Source organism: Streptomyces sp. NPDC092369 (assembly GCF_044755245.1).
Taxonomy (GTDB): domain Bacteria; phylum Actinomycetota; class Actinomycetes; order Streptomycetales; family Streptomycetaceae; genus Streptomyces.
The window spans coordinates 628,410-646,295 of sequence record NZ_JBIVQP010000006.1; the positions used below are offsets into that span (position 1 = coordinate 628,410).

Consider the following 17,886-nt stretch of genomic DNA (forward strand, 5'->3'; position numbering starts at 1 on the left):
GGCGTGGGCAGGGCATGGTCCCCGTACCGGGGACGCTCCCGGCAGCGGGAGCAGGGAGCCAAGCTCCTTCACGCCCTGCCCAGAGCGGGTCTCTCCGCGTAGACTCCGCGCGTGGCCAAGGTAACCAGGGATGATGTGGCGCGGCTGGCAGGTACGTCGACTGCCGTGGTCAGCTATGTCATCAACAACGGACCCCGGCCGGTCGCCCCGGCCACCCGCGAGCGTGTCCTCGGCGCGATCAAGGAGCTGGGGTACCGACCGGACCGAGTCGCCCAGGCGATGGCGTCGCGGCGCACGGACCTCATAGGCCTGATCGTCCCGGACGCCCGTCAGCCCTTCTTCGGCGAGATGGCCCACGCGGTCGAACAGGCCGCCTCCGAGCGCGGCAAGATGGTGCTGGTCGGCAACTCCGACTACATCGGTGAGCGCGAGGTCCACTATCTGCGCGCGTTCCTCGGGATGCGGGTCTCCGGACTCATCCTCGTCAGCCACGCGCTCAACGACAACGCGGCCGCGGAGATCGAGGCCTGGGACGCCCGGGTCGTCCTGCTGCACGAGCGGCCCGAGGCCATCGACGACGTCGCCGTCGTCACCGACGACCTGGGCGGCGCCCATCTCGCCGTGTCCCATCTGCTGGAGCACGGCTACGAGTACGTCGCCTGCATGGGCGGCACCGCCGACACCCCCGCCGTCGGCGACCCGGTCTCCGACCACGTCGAGGGCTGGCGGCGCGCGATGGAGGAGGCCGGCAAGCACACCGAGGACCGGCTGTTCGAGGCGCCGTACAACCGCTACGACGCCTACCGGATAGCGCTGGAGATCCTCGGCGGCCCCCGCCGCCCGCCCGCGATCTTCTGCTCCACCGACGACCAGGCCATCGGCGTGCTGCGCGCGGCCCGCGAACTGCGCATCGACGTGCCGGGCGAGCTGGCCGTGGCCGGCTTCGACGACATCAAGGAAGCGGCCCTGACGGACCCGCCGCTGACCACGGTCGCGTCGGACCGCTCCGCGATGGCCCGCGCGGCCGTGGACCTCGTCCTCGACGACGGCCTGCGGGTGGCCGGCTCCCGGCGCGAGCGGCTGAAGGTGTTCCCCTCGCGACTGGTGACGCGCCGGTCGTGCGGTTGCGCCGCGGCCTGACCGGCTGACGCGTTCACCCGGCCGTACGAGGGGTTTCCGCGTCCGCATGAGGAGCTTCCGCATCCGTATGAAGGCTTTCTGAGAGAGCCCTTCCTGGTGCCTGAGCGGGCTTTATATCGGGCATACGCGGTTCTGCCGGGCTTCTCAGCGGGCACTCAGGGAGCTCTCATGGTCGGGCGACATGCTCATTGTCATGACCGAGAGCCTCCGCCGAAGCGGCGAGTACGAGAACCCGTACCAGGGCGAGCAGCAGCAGAACGCGTACCACCAGCAGCCCGCCTCCTCCCCCGTGAATCCGGAGTGGCCGCCGCCCCCCGCGCAGCAGCCCGTTCAGCAGCAGCCGGCCCAGCAGCCTCCGGTGGAGCCGGTCACCATCGAGCCCGGCACCACCGTCTGGCCCGCCCAGTCCTCGCACGCCGCCGCCCCGGCCGACTTCACCGCCGAGGGTGCCGGTGCCGGCCACGGCGGTGACGGCAACGGCGGCGGTACGGCCGTCATGACCGCCGTACCCGCCGAGCCGGGCGGGGCCGCACCGCACGCGAAGAAGCGGACCCGGGGGCCCCTCGCCCTGCTGGCCGCCGTCGCGATCGTGGCCGCGGCCGTGGGCGGCGGCACCGCGTACGGCATCCAGGAGCTGACCGGCAGCGACACCGTCGCCACCAGCTCCACCACGACCAGCGTCGTGCCGTCCAGCAAGAAGGGTGACGTCGCCAGCATCGCCGCCGCCGTCAGCCCCAGCGTGGTCGAGATCACCGCCACCTCGAACGCCGGTCAGTCCACCGGCGCGGGCGTGATCATCACCAGCAACGGCGAGATCGTCACCAACAACCACGTCATCTCCGGCGCCAGCACGATCAAGGTGCAGACCAGCAACGGCAAGAGCTACACCGCGAAGGTCGTCGGCACCGACAGCAAGAAGGACCTCGCCCTGATCAAGCTGGAGAACGCCTCCGGCCTCAGGCCGGCCACCCTCGGCAACTCCGACGGTGTCCAGGTCGGCGACCAGGTCGTCGCGATCGGCTCCCCCGAGGGGCTGACCGGCACGGTCACCAGCGGCATCGTCTCCGCGCTCAACCGTGACGTGACCGTCTCGACCGACGAGAGCCAGAGCCAGGGTCAGGGACAGGGCGGCGACCAGTGGCCGTTCCAGTTCGGCGGCCAGCAGTTCAACGGCGACACCGGCTCCTCCACCACGACCTACAAGGCGCTGCAGACCGACGCCTCGCTCAACCCCGGTAACTCCGGCGGCGCGCTGATCGACGCGAACGGCAACATCATCGGCATCAACTCCGCGATGTACTCGGCCGCTTCGTCGGCCACCTCCAGCGACGCCGGCAGCGTCGGCCTCGGCTTCGCCATCCCGATCAACACCGTCAAGGCCGACCTGGCCACTCTGCGGGCGGGCGGCAGCGACAGCTGACCTCGCGCGCCCCTCCGTACCACCGCTCTCACGGCAACCAGCAGGGAGTACGTCATGAAGATCCAGCAGGTTTCGCACACCGGCGCCGCCATCGGCGCGGCCGACCTCGGTCTCGCCCTCGCCGTGGCGTACGAACTGCACGCACCGGCTGCCCGGGCGCCCGAGGTGGCGGTCGCGCACGGCGCCGGCCGGCGGGCGACGGCCCCGGTCCGCGCCCGTCGCCGCACGGCGACCCGCGGCTGAGATCCGTACCGCTCCGCCCTTTACGCGCCCGCAGGGAAACATGCGAGGCTGATGAGAATCAGCCCATGTCGTCCCACCGCACCCGAGGAATCCGAAGCCCATGAGCCCCGCCGATGGCGACCGTGACCCCCAGCGCATCCTGATCGTCGACGACGAGCCGGCGGTGCGCGAAGCACTTCAGCGCAGCCTCGCCTTCGAGGGGTACGACACCGAGGTCGCCGTGGACGGCGCGGACGCACTGGAGAAGGCCACGGCCTACCAGCCCGACCTGGTCGTCCTCGACATCCAGATGCCGCGCATGGACGGCATGACCGCGGCACGCCGCATGCGGGGCGCCGGCACGACGACTCCGATCCTCATGCTGACCGCCCGTGACACGGTCGGCGACCGCGTCACCGGGCTGGACGCGGGCGCCGACGACTACCTCGTCAAGCCCTTCGAACTCGACGAACTCTTCGCCCGCATCCGCGCGTTGCTGCGGCGCAGCTCCTACGCCGCCGCCGCGGGCGCCGCCCAGGAGGACGAGGCGCTCACCTTCGCGGACCTCCGCATGGATCTGGCGACGCGGGAGGTGACGCGGGCGGGGCGGCCGGTGGAACTGACCCGAACGGAGTTCACGCTCCTGGAGATGTTCATGGCGCACCCGCGTCAGGTGCTCACGCGGGAACAGATCCTGAAGGCGGTCTGGGGCTTCGACTTCGAGCCGTCGTCCAACTCGCTGGACGTGTACGTGATGTACCTGCGCCGGAAGACCGAGGCCGGGGGCGAGCCGCGGCTTGTGCACACGGTTCGTGGAGTGGGGTACGTGCTGCGGCAGGGTGGGGCGGAGTGAGGAAGGTTCTACGCCGGCTCCGGGCTCTTCCGATCCGGGCCCGGTTGTCGATGCTGGTCGCTGCGGCGGTCGCGTTCGCGGTGGCGGCGGTTTCGGTTACGTGTTGGTTCATCGTGCAGGGGAAGTTGTACGACGAGCTCGACAACGACTTGCAGTCGAGCATTCCCCGTGGGTTGCCGGAGGCTCAGATCGCGGCTGCGTTGGCCACCTGTCCTCAGTCGCCAACAGACACCTTCGGTCTCGGGTCTCGGTTCAAGGGCTATTCCCAACTGGTCAAGTCCGACGGCAAGGCATGCCTGTACGGCGGATCCACAACCTTGTTGAAGACCACCAGCAGCGATGAGGCGGTGGCCAAAAATCCGCAGATCAACACCATCACGCTGCGCAACGGAACGGATGGCGACGGCGCTGCCGTGCGCGTGTTGACCACAGCTCTGGTCGTGGAGGGCCCCAGCGGCCGCTACATCGTCAAGGACACCGCTCTCCAGTTCGCCGTCCCGCTGAAGAGCACGGAATCCACCCTCAACGAACTCGCCCTGATCCTGCTCCTCGTATCCGGCATCGGAGTCCTCGGCGCCGGCGCAGCCGGACTCGCCGTCGCTCGTGCGGGACTGCGCCCCGTCGACAAGCTCACCGAGGCCGTCGAACACGTGGCCCGTACCGAGGACTTGAGTATTCGGATCCCTGTCGACGAGGACCGTGAGGACGAAGTCGCCCGGCTGTCCCGTTCGTTCAACTCGATGACCTCCTCCCTGGCCAGCTCCCGCGAGCTCCAGCAGCAGCTGATCGCGGACGCCGGGCACGAACTGCGCACCCCGCTCACCTCCCTCCGTACGAACATCGAACTCCTCACCCGCAGCGAGGAGACCGGCCGCCCCATCCCCGAGGCGGACCGCAAGGCGCTGCTCGCCTCGGTGAAGGCACAGATGACCGAACTGGCCTCCCTGATCGGCGACTTGCAGGAGTTGTCGCGGTCGGAGGGCCAGCGGGGCGAGCGCGTGCAGTACGTGTCGATGCAGGACACCGTCGAGGCCGCGCTGCGCAGGGCCCGGCTGCGGGGGCCGGAGTTGACGATCAACGCCGACCTCCAGCCCTGGTACGTCCGGGCGGAGCCGTCCGCGGTGGAGCGGGCGGTGGTCAACATCCTGGACAACGCGGTGAAGTTCAGCCCCGAGGGCGGCACGATCGAGGTGCAGCTCGAGGACGGTGTACTGACCGTCCGCGACCACGGCCCCGGCATCCCCGCCGAGGAACTCCCGCACGTCTTCGACCGCTTCTGGCGCTCCCCCAGCGCCCGCGCCCTCCCCGGCTCGGGCCTGGGCCTGTCCATCGTCGCCCGCACGATCGAACAGGCCGGCGGCGAGGTCACCCTGGCCCGCGCCCCCGGCGGCGGCACGGTGGCGACGGTACGGGTGCCGGGGGCGCCGACACCGCCGCCGGCTGATCCGCAGTAGCGCTCGCCTGCGCCGAGGCCGGCTGGATCCGCGCGTGCCCCTGTGGCGCGGGCCTGTTGAGCCACCCCGCCCCGCCGTACGATCATCCGGCCGGATGTCGAGGTGAGGTGGGGTGCGGGGTGTCCGACAGCGGGGGTGTCGAGCGCGAGTACGGGCGGCGAAGACCCATGTCGTGGAGCAGGCGTGGGTTTCTGGTGATCACACTGGGCTACCTGGTGAGTTCGACCCTGCGGGACTCCACGATGCCCGGGTGGGCCAGGGCGCTCTTCCTGGGAGCCACGCTGGCCCTGATCGGCACGGCCGGGCTCGGGTACTGGCGCGGGCGGACCTTCGTACGGGCCGACGGCATCAGCGCGCGCGGTGCGATTCGTGTGCGGCGGCGGGCCTGGCAGGACGTCTACGCCATCCGGATCGAGCCCGCGCCGACGCGGCGCAAGGACGGCCCCAGGCTGCTGACCTACCTCTACGACAACGACGGCCGCCGTCTCCAACTCGTCCGGCTCGACGACTGGCAGTGGCCGGACCTGGAGGCCGAGGTCGACGATCTACGGACCGCCGCCGCCCGGCACCGCGGCACCGGCTGGGAGTCCCGGCCCGAGGCCGAGGACCGCGTCCGGCGGCGCGCGGGGCACCGTACGGCGTGGGTGCGGGCGTTCAACGGGGCGCTGTTCGTGCTGCTCGCCATGGTCCTGTTCATGCTGTGGGAATTGCTGAGCGGCGCCGACACCCGCCCCCTCCTCCTGCTTCTCTGCATCCCGCTCGCCGCGTTCGCCCTGCTCGCGGCCCTGCTGCACTGGCGCTGGGAGTCCCAGGTCCCCTGGTATCTGCGGGAGACCCCGCCCGTTCCCCCAGCTCACCCATAACCGCCTGCCAGGTCCCGCACAGCCCCCCACCCCACCGTGTTCGAATGGCACGGAAGATTCTGCTGGCCGATGACGACGAGGACGTGCGCGACGGGGTCGGTCGGCTTCTCAGGTTCGAGGGGTACGAGACCGTCCTCGCGGGGGACGGCCGGGCCGCTCTCGACCTGATGGGGGTGCCCGAGGGCGAGCCCGATCTCGTGCTGATGGACGTGACCATGCCGGAGCTGGACGGGCTGGCCGCGACGCGGCGGATCCGGGCCTCCGGGTGCATGGTCCCGATCCTGATGCTCACCGGACGGCACGCGGTCGGCGACCGGATCGTCGCCCTCGACAACGGCGCCGACGACTACCTGATGAAGCCCTTCGCCACCGAGGAACTCCTCGCCCGGGTAAGGGCGTTGCTGCGCCGTGCCCCGCGTGGGGCCGTCGCCGAGCCGAAGCGGGATCAGCGGCTGGACTTCCAGGACGTCGCCATGGACCTGCGGACGCGGACCGTCACCCGGGGCGACCGGCCGCTCGGGCTCACCAAGACCGAGTACCTGCTCCTCGAATACCTGATGCGGCATCCGGCGAAGGTGCTCAGCCGGTCGCAGATCCTCAAGGAGGTCTGGGGCTTCGACTTCGAGCCGACGTCCAACACGCTGGACGTGTACGTGATGTACCTGCGGCGCAAACTGGAGAGCCGCGGCGAACCGCGGCTCATCCAGACCGTGCGGGGGCTCGGCTACTCGCTGAAGGTCACCGGCTAACGGTCGCCGGGAGCCTCGCCCGCCTCACCACCTGAGGATCATCGTCTCGTCCACCGTCGGCGGCAGGTCCGCCACCGCGTCCGGCAGCGGCTCGGCCAGGCTCGCGTAGGCGCCGCCGCCGGCCAGCAGTTCCTTGTGGGTGCCGGACTCCACGAGCCGGCCCCGGTCGACGACCAGGATGCGGTCCGCGTCCGGCGCGAGGCTCAGATCGTGCGTGATCATGATCGTCGTACGGCCCGCCATCAACGTGCGCAGGGGCTGCACCACTTGGCGGGCGGCCACCGCGTCCAGACCTGCCGTCGGTTCGTCCAGGACGAGGACCGGGGCGGAGCGGAGCATGGCGCGGGCGATGGCGACGCGCTTGAGCTGGCCGCCGGAGAGGACGGCCGTGCCGGGGGCGAGGTGGGTGTCGTAGCCCTCGGGCAGGGCGGTGACGAAGTTGTGCGCCGCCGCCTCGCGGGCCGCCCGCTCGATCTCCGTGTCGCTCGCGCCGGGGCGGCCGCACGCGATGTTCTCGCGGATCGTGCCGTTCAGGATGAGCGTCTCCTGGGGCAGCAGCGCCACCTTCTCGCGCAGGAACTCCAGCCGCAGGTCGCGCAGCGGGACGCCGTCCAGGGTGATCACGCCCTGCGAGGGGTCGTAGAAGCGGGTCAGCAGTTTGGACAGGGTCGACTTGCCGGCGCCGCTCGCCCCGGTGACGATCACCAGCTCGCCGGGTGCCGCGCGGAAGGTGACATCGCGCAAGGAGGCGCGGAGGGACCGCGGGTAGCGGAAGGAGACGTCGTGGAAGGCGACCCAGCCGTTCACCGGCCACTCGGCGACCGGTTCGGTGGGGTCGGTGACGGCCGGGCGGGTGTCGAGGATCTCGTTCAGGCGCTGGGCGCCGGCGGTCGCGGCGGTGAGGGTGAGGCCGAGCTGGCCGAGGCTGCGGACCGGCGGGTAGAGGTAGCCGATGAAGGCGGCGAAGGCCAGGAGTTGGCCGAGCGTCATGCGGCCCGCGGAGATCTCCCACACGCCGAGGCCGATCACGATGAGCACGCAGAGCGTCTCCACGACCTCGACGAACTGCTCGTACAACTCGCTCAGTCGGGCCCCGCGCACCGATGCCCTCATCCAGGCGCGGGCCTCGACGTCGAGCCGCTTCTCCTCGTCGCGGCGGCGGTTGTAGGCCTGGGTGAGGACGACGTTGCCGAGGGACTCCTCGACGACCGAGGTGATCGCGCCGTCCGCCACCCGCTCGTCCCGGGACGCGGTGCGGATCCGGCCGGAGAAGCGGCGCGCGGCGAGCAGGAAAAGGGGCGCCAGGACGAAGGTGGCAAGGGCCAGGTCCCAGCGCAGATAGAGGGCCGCGCAGGAATAGAAGACCGCCGAGAAGAGCGCGGAGACCGTGCCGACGACACCGGAGACGACCATCTGCTCGATGGCCTCGACATCACCGGTGAGCCGCTCGACGAGATCGCCCTGGCGGTGCTTCTGGAAGAAGTCCGGGGGCAGGTCTTGAACATGACGGAAAACGCCCGCCCGTAGCCGCAGGACGAATCTCTCCGCGGTCCAGGTGGCGAGCGAGTTGCCCAGATAACCGACCAGCGCGCCGAGCGCGGCCACGCCCAGCCAGGCGCCGGCCGGGCCCCAGAACGCGGAGAGCGAACCGGCTTTGAGGGCGTTGTCGGTGAGGTCGGCGAACAGCAGGATCGAGGCGGTCTCGGCGAGCGCGGACAGCACCACGCATCCGATGACCACCAGCAGCCATCCGCGATCGCCGCGGGTCAGCGGCCAGAAGCGCCGAAAGGCCTCACGCACTTCCCTCATGCTCTGCAACTCCCTTTTCCTACGGCGGACTCGGCGCCGGACATGGCCGAGGCGGGGCCCCGGTCGGGCGACTCTCCGACCGGTGACCCCGCCTCGTGGCGGGCCTCAGCCCTTGTGCGCGACGGGGCGCTTCGGGGCGGGCTTCTTCGGCGCCGGCTTCTTGGGGGCCGGAGCGGGCTTGCGGGACTTCTTGACCGGGACGATCTTGTGGAAGCTCATGACTCTCTCCTTCGGTTTGGCTTTCGTGTTGTCGTTCGTTCTCGACATGGAAAACACTACGGGATTTCCGAAGCCAAAAAAGCCTTTTCGCCTTAGACCTCAATAAGGATGGATAGGAATTGCCTCTGAAATGAAACTCTCAGCGGAAGGGCGGAACCGAACCCGCATTCACACAGGTTTTATGCCGCACACGCAGAAGGCGGCCGCGCAAAAACGCGGCCGCCTTCGGATGAAGCGAGAGACTACTGAACGATCGTGATCCGGCTCGGCGTCGGCGGGGCGAGCGGGCTGCTCGCCGACGAGTTGGCCGTCAGGTACTGCTCCAGGGCCGTCAGGTCGTCCGCGCCGACCAGGTCGTTCGTGCCCTGGCCCAGCGTGGTGAAGCCGTCGCCGCCGCCCGCCAGGAAGCTGTTGGTGGCGACGCGGTAGGTGGCGGCCGGGTCGATCGCCGCGCCGTTCAGCCTGATGGAGTCCGTGACGACCCGGTCCGCGCCGGACTTCGTCAGGTCCAGTGTGTAGGCGAGGTTGGCGGACGGCTGCAGGATCTTCGGCGCGCTCGCGTTCGACCCGCTGACCTGCTCCTTGAGCACCTGGATCAGCTGGGCGCCGGTGAAGTTCTGCAGGTTCACGGTGTTGGAGAACGGCTGCACGGTGAAGCCCTCGGCGTACGTGACCACGCCGTTGCCCTCGGCGCCCGTGGTCGCGTAGGTCAGGCCCGCGCGGACCCCGCCCGGGTTCATCAGCGCGAGGTCGGTCTCCGCGTCGAGCGCCTTGCCGTGCGCCAGTTGGGCGTCCGCGATCAGGTCGCCCATCGGGGACTCGGTGCCGGTGTTGGGGACGTCGGCGGAGATGTAGCCGATCGCGCGGTTGCCGATGGGGGCGGCGAGCGTGCCCCACTTGCTGATCAGGCTGGTCATGTCGGCCGCCTTGGGGACGGTCCGGGTGACCACGTGGTTCGCCGACTTCACCGACGTACGGGCGATGTCACCCGTGCGACGGTCGTAGGTGAGCGTCGTATCCGTGTAGAGGCGGCCGAAGGACGCGGCCGAGGTGACCATACGGGGGTTGCCCGCCGGGTCGGGGATCGTGCAGACGTACGCGGCGTGTGTGTGGCCGGTGACCAGGGCATCGACCGACGGCGAGATGTTCTTCGCGATGTCGACGATCGGACCGGAGATGCCGCTGCCCGCGCCCGAGGCGTCACAGTTGTAGTTGTAGGCGCCGGACGCCGGCAGGCCGCCCTCGTGGATGAGCGCCACGATCGACTTCACGCCCTGCTTCTGCAGCTCCTTGGCGTACTTGTTGATCGTCTCGACCTCGTCCTTGAACTTGAGGCCCTTCACGCCCTCGGCGGAGACGACACCCGGGGTGTCCTCCAGCGTCACGCCGATGAAGCCGATCTTGACGCCCTTCTTCTTCCAGACGTAATACGGCTTCAGGATCGGCTTGTTGGTCTTCTCGTCCAGGACGTTCGCGGCGAGGTAGGGGAAGTCGGCGCCCTTGAACTTCTTGTCCGTGTAACAGCCCGCGGTGGGGTGGCAGCCGCCGTTCTGCAGACGGGCCAGTTCCTTGGCGCCCTCGTCGAACTCGTGGTTGCCGACCGAGGTGACGTCCAGGTCCAGGTTGTTGAGCGCCTCGATGGTGGGCTCGTCGTGGAAGAGGCCGGAGATCAGCGGGGAGGCGCCGACCATGTCGCCGCCGGCCGCGGTCACCGAGTACGCGTTGCCCTTGCGGGCCTCGCGCAGGTGCGTGGCGAGGTACTCCACACCGCCCGCGTCGATGGTCTTCGTCGTGCCGTCCGCCTGGAGTTCGGTGACCCGGCCCGACGAGCCCGCCGGGGGCTCCAGGTTGCCGTGCAGGTCGTTGAAGGACAGCAGCTGGACGTCCTGGTAGCGGCTCGGCTTCGGCGTGCCGTGGTGACCGTGCCCGCTGTCGTGCGCGTCCGCCGGGATCGCCGCTCCGAGGGCGCCGACGGTGGCGAGCGCGGCGGCCGCGGTCAGGAGGCGGTACGCCCGTCTGCGACGCGGGTTCGGCTGGGAAGTGGCTGGCATGCGCCCCCCTGTGGGTCTGCTGAGGTAGTGGCCCGTTCCGGCCGCAGCCTAGGGTCAACGCGCGTAGCGCGACAGGGGTTTCCGGGTTACATCCTGGTTTCCCTTTGCCCTCCCCTTTGCGGCCACTTTGCCGGGTCCTCGGCTTACCCTCGTACGCATGACCAGCGACGACACCGTGGGATCCGACCGGGCCCGCACCATCGAGAACCTCACCGCGCTCTCCCCGCAGCAGACCGAGGCGGTGCTCGCGCTGCTCGCCGAGGCCGCCCGGCAGGACGGACAGCAGGCGGTGTCCGAACAGGGGCGGCTCCAACTGCGCGGCGGCGAGCGCACGGGCGTGACGCATCTGCTGCTGAGCGTCGGCGACGAGCTCGTGGGCTACGCGCAGTTGGAGGACACCGACCCGGTGGAGGCGCCGGCCGCCGAGCTGGTCGTGCACCCCGCGCACCGCGGCCACGGGCACGGGCGGGCGCTGGGCTCCGCGCTGCTCGGCGCCTCCGGCAAGCGGCTGCGGGTGTGGGCCCACGGCGGCCACTCCGCGGCGCGGCATCTCGCGCAGGTCCTCGGGCTCACTCTCTTCCGCGAACTGCGGCAGATGCGGCGCCCGTTGACCGACCTGGACCTGCCCGACCCGGTGCTGCCCGACGGGGTCACCGTCCGCACCTTCCGTCCCGGCGCGGACGACTCGGCCTGGCTCGCGGTGAACTCCGCGGCCTTCGCCCACCATCCCGAACAGGGGTCCCTCACCCAGCGGGACCTCGACGACCGGATGGCCGAGGCGTGGTTCGATCCCGCCGGGTTCTTCCTCGCCTTCCGCGACGACGAACTCATCGGCTTCCACTGGACGAAGGTCCACGCGGAGGAGGGGCTCGGTGAGGTGTACGTGGTCGGGGTGCGGCCGGGGGCGCAGGGCGGGGGTCTTGGCAAGGCCCTGACCACGATCGGGCTCCGCCATCTCGCGGGTCAGGCGTTGCCGACGGCGATGCTTTATGTGGACGCGGACAACAAGGCTGCGGTGTCCGTGTACGAGCGGTTGGGGTTCGTCACGTACGAGACGGACCTGATGTACCGCACGGAGACGTGAGCGTCACCGGAGCACGGGGGATGCGGAGCGGTGCTTGATCCGTTCCGGCATGCACAACCCCCACACCACCGCCGCCCCCACCAACAGCACCGCCCACCGCTCGTGCGCCGCCGCCCACCTCTTGTCCTCCACCGCCACGAACAGTGCCCAACTCTCCGGCAGCAGCAGCGGGGTGAGGATCGCGAGGACCAAAAGGCCGGCCGCGACCGTCTGGCCCGGTTCCGCCTGGTCCGTCAGCCGGATCGCGGCCGTCGCCCCGGCGAGCGCGAGCGCGAAGGCCGCTCCCGCCTCCAGGGTGATGTCCGCGACCGGGGGACGGACGGACGACGGTACGAGCAGCAGCACCGCCGTCCACCACGAGGCGAGGACCGGGGCGACCAGCGCGAGCCGCAGCCCGGACCGTACCGGTCGCCGTACCGGCACCGCGGCGGTGGTGTGCCGGGCCGGGTCGTCCAGGACGAAGGCGAGGCCGAGGGCGAGGACGAGGGCGGCGGTGCGCAGGAGGTTGACGGTCAGCCAGGTGGACGGGTCGTCGGCCATGCGGGGTATCGCGGCCAGCAGCAGGGCCATGACGCCGCTCGCCAGCAACGCCCGCCAGGGCAGGGTCCGCCATACGGGGAGCGTCAACTGCCGGATCAGGACTCGCACTTCTCGTCCTTCTCCTTGGGTGCCGGCACACCCAGCAGCTCGGCGGCGCGCGCGGACGTCAGCTCGGGGGAGGTCAACTCCGCCCAGTGCGCCTTCACTTGGGCGGCGACCGTCTCGCGGGGCTTGCCCAGCAGTTCGCGGACGACCGTTGTCTGGGCCGCGCCCATGGACAGCGGTTCGGTCTGGGAGACGACGATGGCGGAGCCGGTCACGCTGTCGTCGAGGCGGACGTCGCGCATGGACCGCAACGGGTCGTCCTGCCCGGCCAGGGCGAGCCACATGACGGTCACCATGCGGCCGCCGCACAGCGAACTCGCCGCCTTCTCGTCGCCCGCGACCAGCACACCGGCCACGGCGACGGAGAACTCGGGGACGCGGTTGCCGCCCCAGGCGGTGCCGACGGTGACCTGGTGGGGTGCGGTGGCGGGGGCGATCGCGCCGTCGGCCTGGAGGCCGTAGCGGGCCTCGATCCGCTGCCGTACGACCAGCGGCTGGTCGTGGGCCGTGCCGCCCGCCAGGGACCTGACCCGGTCCGCGGCCTTCGCCCAGGTGGCGGTCCGTGCCGTCCAGTCCGGGAACGCGCAGTACGTCGAACCCTCCCGCTCGACGCACTTCTGCGTCTTCTCCGGCGCGTTCGTGGCCTGTTCGCGCGCCGTCTTGATCCGGGCGGGGAGGTCCGCGGTCTGCGCGACACCGCCCGTCACCGTGAGGGCGAGCGCCCCGGCGGCGGCCACACCGACCAGCCGGTTGCGCCCGGCGACCAGGACGGCGAGCAGCGCCACGGTCAGGGCGACTCCGGCGAGGTAGAGGGCGTGCCAGGCGGCCGGGCGGCCGATCAGGTCGGAGGGCAGCGTGGTGCTGCTCGACTCGCTGACGATCGGCGCCAGCCAGCGCGTCCCGCGCTCGCCGCCCCCGGCGGGGAACGCCCCGGCGACGAACAGGAAGAGCAGCAGCACGATGGCCAGCGGCGCGGCCATGGCCGACGGCAGCAGCCGGGCCTCCAGCACGCCGATCGCACCGAACAGCAGCACCGTCAGCGGTCCGACGAGCAGTTCGCCCGGCGAGCCGCCGCCGACCGCGCCCGGCTGCAGGGCCGCCCAGCCGAACTGGCCCAGCACGACCAGGCCGGTGACCAGCGCCGCCGCGACGACGGAGAGCGCGTGGGCCGCCGTACGCCACCCGGGCGCCAGGACGAGGACCTGGAAGTGGCGCTCCGTGTCGTACCGCTGGGAGCGCAGCACCGCGTGGTTGACGGACAGCAGGACCGCGAGGGCGACGAGCAGCGGGGCGGCCTGGGTGGCCCGGTCGACGTCCTGGAGGGCGGGGAAGCCGTCCTCGAAGTCGGGGGCACGCCACACCGTCCAGCCGATGTAGGCGGCGAAGGCCACCAGCACCGGGATACGGAGCAGCAGTCGGCGCGCCTCGAACAGGGTCAGGGCGATCACGGCCGCCCAGGTGCGGCGAGGGCCGGGGGTCCGCACGGCCACGGGAGTCTCGTGGGTCAGTACCGCGCTCATGCCGCCGCCACCTCCGCGCTCATGCCGTCCAGGGTGAGCAAGTAGCCGTCCTCCAGGCTGGGTTCGAGCAGGTCCGCGCCGGGCGGCGGGTCGCCGACGTTGCGGAAGGAGCCGACGCCGGTGCGCCAGCCCGCCTTCGCTCCGGGGTCGCGTTCCGCGCTGCTCCACACGTGTCCGGCGGCCCGCGCGGTGAGTTCGGCAGGGGTGCCGTCGAAGCGGACGGTGCCGGCGGCCATGACCAGCACGCGGTGGCAGAGCATCGCCACGTCCTCGGTCTGGTGGGTGGACAGCAGGACGGTCCGGCCCTCGCCGGCCCGGGCGATCAACTCCCGGAACCTCATGCGCTGTTCGGGGTCCAGGCCGACGGTCGGCTCGTCCAGGACGAGGAAGCCGGGGTCGCCGACGAGGGAGGCGGCGAGCGCGACCCGCTGCCGCATACCGCCGGACAGCTTCTTGATGCGCTTGCCGCGCACGTCGGCGAGGTCGACCTCGTCCAGCACGCGCCGCACCTCGCGGTGGCGGGCGGCGCGGTCGGTCAACTCCTTGAGGATCGCCACGTAGTCGACGAACTCGAAGGCCGTGAAGTCCGGGTGGAAGCCGGGCGTCTGCGGCAGATAGCCGAGCACGCGCCGCACCTCCTGCCGGCCTGCCGCGCTGCCGGGGTCGTGCCCGAGCACGGTGAAGGCGCCGCGGTCCGCGGACACGGCGGTGGCCAGCACCCGCAACAGGGTGGTCTTTCCGGCCCCGTTGGGCCCGAGCAGCCCGGTGACACCCTGGGTCAGCCGCAGCGACACGTCGTCGAGGGCGCGGGTACCGCCGTAGTGGAGGGTAAGCCCCGAGGCGGAGACGGTCGGTGTCATGCGGCACTCCTGGAGAAGAAGACGTCGAAGCGGTCGCGGGCGAGGAAGAGCAGGCCCGCGGCGAGGGCGGCCACCACGGCGGCGGCACCCTGTCCGGCGGCGGTGAACTGCACGAGCGATCCGTCACCGCTCGACCGGGCCAGGACGAGCAGGCCGACCCACACCCCGCCGACCAGCGAGGGCGCGAGAACCTGCCCGAGCCGCGGGGTGAGCGCGAGCCCGGTGGCGGTGAGCGCGAGGGCGGGCAGCAGCCAGGCCAGCGCGCGCAACCCGTAGGCCGGAAGGGCGAGCGTGGCAAGGAAGTTGAGCCCGAGCCCGGTGACCAGCACGGCGACGGTACGGATCATCAGCAGCCGGAACCCGTGCACGGGCGAGACGACCGCCATCTCGTACGTCGGGTCCAGGACGGGCCCGTAGGCGAGCGCGACCCCGGCGAGCGGGAGCAGCGGCGCGAGGGCGAGGAACGCGGTGGGCGAGTCGGCCGTGTGGACCACGCCCACGGTCGCCATCAGTACGAACACTACCGCCGCGAGCCAGGAGCGGCGCAGCACCGGGGTGGCCGCCAGCAACCGCGCGGTGTGGTCGGCGACCCCGACCCGCACCAACGCCCGCTCCCACAGGCCCGGTTGAGGCGCGTCGAGTTCGGCGTCGATACGCTCCCAGCCGGCGTCCACGCCCTCGCTCACGGAGGCCAGCACGCCCCGGCACTCGGCGCACCCGGTCAGGTGCGTGTCGGCGGACCAGAGCAGGGGCGGCGCCAACTCGCCCTGGGCGTAGGCCCGTAGGTCCTCGGCATCCACATGCCATGTCATGCCAGCGCCTCCCGCAGTTGCTTGCGGGCGCGCATCGCCCGCGTCTTGACCGTGCCGGCCGGGATCCCGAGCAGGACGGCCGCCTCCCGGGTGGTCAGCCCGTCGATGACCGTGGCCTGCAGGACCGCCCGCAGTTCCGGCGAGAGCCGGACGAGCGCGCCCGCCAGGTCCCCGTGCTCCACCCCCGCGAGCACGCGTTCCTCGGCGGACGCCTCGTCGCGGTGGCGCAACCGGGCCAGCGCCTGCCGCAGCCGGCCGCGCGCGCCGTCGCCGCGCAGCGCGTCCACCAGCCGCCGCGACCCGATCCGCCACAGCCACCCGGCCGCGTCCCCGGTGCCGGCCTCCTCCCGGTAGCGGGCCTTGCCGCGCCACACCGCGAGGAACGTCTCCTGTACGACGTCGTCGACGATCCCGGCGTCGGCGCAGCGGCCGCGCAGCCGGGCGGTCAGCCAGGGGGCGTACCGGCGGTACAGCTCCTCGAAGGCGCGCCGGTCCGCGTCCGCTGCGATGGCCCGCAGCAGCTCCGCGTCGCTTCTCGTTTCGCTCACGTCTCCTCTTCGCAGCGGGCGTCCCGTCCGGTTCACGAAACCACGACTGTTTTTCGGACGGCTGTTCCGACCGCTGTTCCGACCGCGCCGGCCGACCGGGCTTGACAGGACACCCTCCACCCCACCACCCTTTCACTACTCAATTAGTGAAAGGGTGGTGGAACGGGTGGTCGAGTACCGCATCGACCGGCGCTCCGGCGTCTCCACCTACGTCCAGATCGTTCAGCAGACCAAGCAGGCCCTCCGTCTCGGCCTGCTGGAACCAGGGGACAAACTGCCCACCGCACGCGAGGTGGTCGAGGCCACCGCGATCAACCCCAACACGGTCCTCAAGGCCTACCGGGAGCTGGAGCGCGAGGGTCTGGTGGAGGCCAGGCGGGGCCTTGGCACCTTCGTCCGGCGCTCGCTGGGCACCGCCCCGGCCGCCGAGTCCCCGCTCCGCGACGAGCTGGACGCCTGGGCCGAGAAGGCCCGCGAGGCCGGCCTGGACCGGGACGACATGGCCGCGCTCTTCACCGCTGTACTCGAGAAGCACTTCCAGGGAGACCTCACATGACCGACACCGCGGGCCTCGCCATGGAGGCGACCGATCTGGGCAAGCGTTTCGGCCGGGCCCGGCTGTCCCCCGCCTGGGCCCTGCGCGGCTGCGACTTCCGGCTGCCCGCCGGCCGGGTCTGCGCCGTCGTCGGCCACAACGGCGCGGGCAAGTCCACGCTGCTCGCCCTCGCCGCCGGGCTGCTGGTGCCGACCGAGGGCACGATCCGGGTCCTCGGCACGGACCCCGCGTCGGCGCGGGCCCGGGTGGGCTTCGTAGGCCAGGACAAGCCGCTCTATCCGCAGCTCACGGTCGCCGAGACGCTGCGCATGGGCGCCGACCTCAACCCCGGCCACTGGGACGCGCCGACCGGCGAACGGATCGTGTCCGACGGCGACCTCGACCCGAAGTCCCGCATCCGCGCCCTGTCCGGCGGCCAGCGCACGCGGGTGGCTCTCGCCCTGGCCCTGGGGAAACGCCCTGACCTCCTGCTGCTGGACGAGCCGATGGCGGACCTGGACCCCCTCGCCCGCCACGAACTGATGGGCGTCCTCATGTCCCAGGCGGCCCAGCACGGCACGACGATCGTCATGTCCTCCCATGTGGTCGCCGAACTGGAGGGTTCCTGCGACCACCTCCTCCTGATCGGAGCCGGGCGCGTCCGCCTGTCCGGCGACATAGACGACGTCCTGACGGCCCACACCCGCGTATCCGGACCGGCGGCCACGTCCCTGGACCCGCACGGGGTCATCGAGTCCCGCACGACGGGCCGCCAACTGACCGCCCTGCTCCGCACGTCGGGCCCTCTCCCGCCGGACCTCCACCCGACCACGCCCTCCTTGGAGGAACTGGTCCTGGCCTACCTGCGCAATCCGGGGGCGACGGACACCACGGGGGCCCAGCAGGAGAAGGCGGCGGCATGAGAACACCGACAGCCCGTGCCCGGGACGGGTCGGCAACCCACGGCACGACCGAGCGAGGGGACGCACCCGTCGCACCCGTCGCCCCCGTTGCACCCGTCGCGCCCGTTGCACCCGTCGCGCCCGTCGCGCCCGTCGCGCCCGTTGCACCCGTCGCGCCCGTCTCGGCGGCCGAAGCGCCG

At 71.5% G+C, this 17,886-nt stretch carries 17 protein-coding genes; 10 read left to right on the forward strand and 7 right to left on the reverse strand.

Annotated elements, in window-relative coordinates:
- Positions 1-111 precede the first annotated feature (111 nt).
- The 7 genes from ACIQI8_RS34880 to ACIQI8_RS34910 all read left to right on the forward strand — a co-directional run bounded on the left by ACIQI8_RS34880 (position 112) and on the right by ACIQI8_RS34910 (position 6,701).
- Entirely contained in the window at positions 112-1,140 is a 1,029-nt protein-coding gene (locus ACIQI8_RS34880; protein ID WP_402359548.1) for a LacI family DNA-binding transcriptional regulator, read from the forward strand.
- Between the two features lie 193 nt (positions 1,141-1,333).
- Complete coding sequence (locus tag ACIQI8_RS34885; protein WP_402359551.1) at positions 1,334-2,560, forward strand: S1C family serine protease; 1,227 nt, start codon at positions 1,334-1,336, stop codon at positions 2,558-2,560.
- A 54-nt stretch (positions 2,561-2,614) separates the two neighbouring features.
- Positions 2,615-2,803 carry a hypothetical protein gene (locus ACIQI8_RS34890; RefSeq protein ID WP_402359554.1) on the forward strand — a complete coding sequence of 63 codons (189 nt, stop codon included), beginning with the start codon at positions 2,615-2,617 and terminating at the stop codon, positions 2,801-2,803.
- Positions 2,804-2,903: 100 nt separating this feature from the next.
- Positions 2,904-3,635: a response regulator transcription factor gene (locus ACIQI8_RS34895; RefSeq protein ID WP_123996621.1), complete on the forward strand. Its 732-nt coding sequence runs from the start codon at positions 2,904-2,906 to the stop codon at positions 3,633-3,635.
- Positions 3,632-5,089 (forward strand): ATP-binding protein, encoded by a 1,458-nt coding sequence (locus tag ACIQI8_RS34900; RefSeq protein ID WP_402359558.1) that lies wholly within the window; start codon positions 3,632-3,634, stop codon positions 5,087-5,089. The genes ACIQI8_RS34895 and ACIQI8_RS34900 overlap by 4 nt, the downstream gene beginning before the upstream one ends.
- Before the next feature lie 119 nt (positions 5,090-5,208).
- Positions 5,209-5,952 (forward strand): hypothetical protein, encoded by a 744-nt coding sequence (locus tag ACIQI8_RS34905; protein WP_402359561.1) that lies wholly within the window; start codon positions 5,209-5,211, stop codon positions 5,950-5,952.
- Positions 5,953-5,996: 44 nt separating this feature from the next.
- A complete protein-coding gene (locus ACIQI8_RS34910; protein WP_402359564.1) occupies positions 5,997-6,701 on the forward strand; it encodes a response regulator transcription factor in 705 nt (234 codons plus the stop codon).
- A 24-nt stretch (positions 6,702-6,725) separates the two neighbouring features.
- Here ACIQI8_RS34910 and ACIQI8_RS34915 read toward each other — a convergent pair whose 3' ends face one another.
- A complete protein-coding gene (locus tag ACIQI8_RS34915) occupies positions 6,726-8,510 on the reverse strand; it encodes an ABC transporter ATP-binding protein (protein WP_402359566.1) in 1,785 nt (594 codons plus the stop codon).
- A gap of 461 nt (positions 8,511-8,971) precedes the next feature.
- Complete coding sequence (locus ACIQI8_RS34920; RefSeq protein ID WP_402359569.1) at positions 8,972-10,780, reverse strand: bifunctional metallophosphatase/5'-nucleotidase; 1,809 nt, start codon at positions 10,778-10,780, stop codon at positions 8,972-8,974.
- A 157-nt stretch (positions 10,781-10,937) separates the two neighbouring features.
- Between ACIQI8_RS34920 and mshD the strand changes: the two genes are divergently transcribed.
- Positions 10,938-11,864: a mycothiol synthase gene (mshD, locus tag ACIQI8_RS34925; RefSeq protein ID WP_402359572.1), complete on the forward strand. Its 927-nt coding sequence runs from the start codon at positions 10,938-10,940 to the stop codon at positions 11,862-11,864.
- Positions 11,865-11,867: 3 nt separating this feature from the next.
- On the opposite strand, the gene ACIQI8_RS34930 is transcribed toward mshD, so the two are convergent.
- From ACIQI8_RS34930 to ACIQI8_RS34950, 5 genes are read right to left on the reverse strand one after another with little or no spacing between them, the layout of a single operon-like run.
- The gene (locus tag ACIQI8_RS34930) at positions 11,868-12,512 is read right to left on the reverse strand and encodes an ABC transporter (protein ID WP_402359575.1); all 645 of its coding nucleotides are present in this window, start codon (positions 12,510-12,512) and stop codon (positions 11,868-11,870) included.
- Positions 12,500-14,029, reverse strand: a complete 1,530-nt coding sequence (locus tag ACIQI8_RS34935; protein WP_402359578.1) for an ABC transporter permease — start codon at positions 14,027-14,029, stop codon at positions 12,500-12,502. The genes ACIQI8_RS34930 and ACIQI8_RS34935 overlap by 13 nt, the downstream gene beginning before the upstream one ends.
- Positions 14,026-14,889 carry an ABC transporter ATP-binding protein gene (locus tag ACIQI8_RS34940; RefSeq protein ID WP_402359581.1) on the reverse strand — a complete coding sequence of 288 codons (864 nt, stop codon included), beginning with the start codon at positions 14,887-14,889 and terminating at the stop codon, positions 14,026-14,028. Before ACIQI8_RS34940 ends, ACIQI8_RS34935 begins: the two co-directional genes overlap by 4 nt.
- The gene (locus tag ACIQI8_RS34945; RefSeq protein ID WP_402359584.1) at positions 14,886-15,701 is read right to left on the reverse strand and encodes a zf-HC2 domain-containing protein; all 816 of its coding nucleotides are present in this window, start codon (positions 15,699-15,701) and stop codon (positions 14,886-14,888) included. The genes ACIQI8_RS34940 and ACIQI8_RS34945 overlap by 4 nt, the downstream gene beginning before the upstream one ends.
- Entirely contained in the window at positions 15,698-16,249 is a 552-nt protein-coding gene (locus tag ACIQI8_RS34950; protein ID WP_402359587.1) for an RNA polymerase sigma factor, read from the reverse strand. The genes ACIQI8_RS34945 and ACIQI8_RS34950 overlap by 4 nt, the downstream gene beginning before the upstream one ends.
- 166 nt (positions 16,250-16,415) lie before the next feature.
- Between ACIQI8_RS34950 and ACIQI8_RS34955 the strand changes: the two genes are divergently transcribed.
- Together ACIQI8_RS34955 and ACIQI8_RS34960 are read left to right on the forward strand one after the other, a co-directional pair.
- Positions 16,416-16,805: a GntR family transcriptional regulator gene (locus ACIQI8_RS34955; protein WP_123996718.1), complete on the forward strand. Its 390-nt coding sequence runs from the start codon at positions 16,416-16,418 to the stop codon at positions 16,803-16,805.
- Positions 16,802-17,707: an ABC transporter ATP-binding protein gene (locus tag ACIQI8_RS34960; protein ID WP_402359590.1), complete on the forward strand. Its 906-nt coding sequence runs from the start codon at positions 16,802-16,804 to the stop codon at positions 17,705-17,707. Before ACIQI8_RS34955 ends, ACIQI8_RS34960 begins: the two co-directional genes overlap by 4 nt.
- The last annotated feature ends 179 nt before the right edge of the window (positions 17,708-17,886 follow it).

Excerpts from the sequence above, each read along its gene's own strand:
- ACIQI8_RS34885 (WP_402359551.1), top strand. The coding sequence starts at position 1,334 with ATGACCGAGAGCCTCCGCCGAAGCGGCGAGTACGAGAACCCGTACCAG.
- ACIQI8_RS34890 (WP_402359554.1), top strand. The coding sequence starts at position 2,615 with ATGAAGATCCAGCAGGTTTCGCACACCGGCGCCGCCATCGGCGCGGCC.
- ACIQI8_RS34895 (WP_123996621.1), top strand. The coding sequence starts at position 2,904 with ATGAGCCCCGCCGATGGCGACCGTGACCCCCAGCGCATCCTGATCGTC.
- ACIQI8_RS34910 (WP_402359564.1), top strand. The coding sequence starts at position 5,997 with ATGGCACGGAAGATTCTGCTGGCCGATGACGACGAGGACGTGCGCGAC.
- ACIQI8_RS34915 (WP_402359566.1), bottom strand. The coding sequence starts at position 8,510 with ATGAGGGAAGTGCGTGAGGCCTTTCGGCGCTTCTGGCCGCTGACCCGC.
- ACIQI8_RS34920 (WP_402359569.1), bottom strand. The coding sequence starts at position 10,780 with ATGCCAGCCACTTCCCAGCCGAACCCGCGTCGCAGACGGGCGTACCGC.
- mshD (WP_402359572.1), top strand. The coding sequence starts at position 10,938 with ATGACCAGCGACGACACCGTGGGATCCGACCGGGCCCGCACCATCGAG.
- ACIQI8_RS34935 (WP_402359578.1), bottom strand. The coding sequence starts at position 14,029 with ATGAGCGCGGTACTGACCCACGAGACTCCCGTGGCCGTGCGGACCCCC.
- ACIQI8_RS34940 (WP_402359581.1), bottom strand. The coding sequence starts at position 14,889 with ATGACACCGACCGTCTCCGCCTCGGGGCTTACCCTCCACTACGGCGGT.
- ACIQI8_RS34945 (WP_402359584.1), bottom strand. The coding sequence starts at position 15,701 with ATGACATGGCATGTGGATGCCGAGGACCTACGGGCCTACGCCCAGGGC.
- ACIQI8_RS34960 (WP_402359590.1), top strand. The coding sequence starts at position 16,802 with ATGACCGACACCGCGGGCCTCGCCATGGAGGCGACCGATCTGGGCAAG.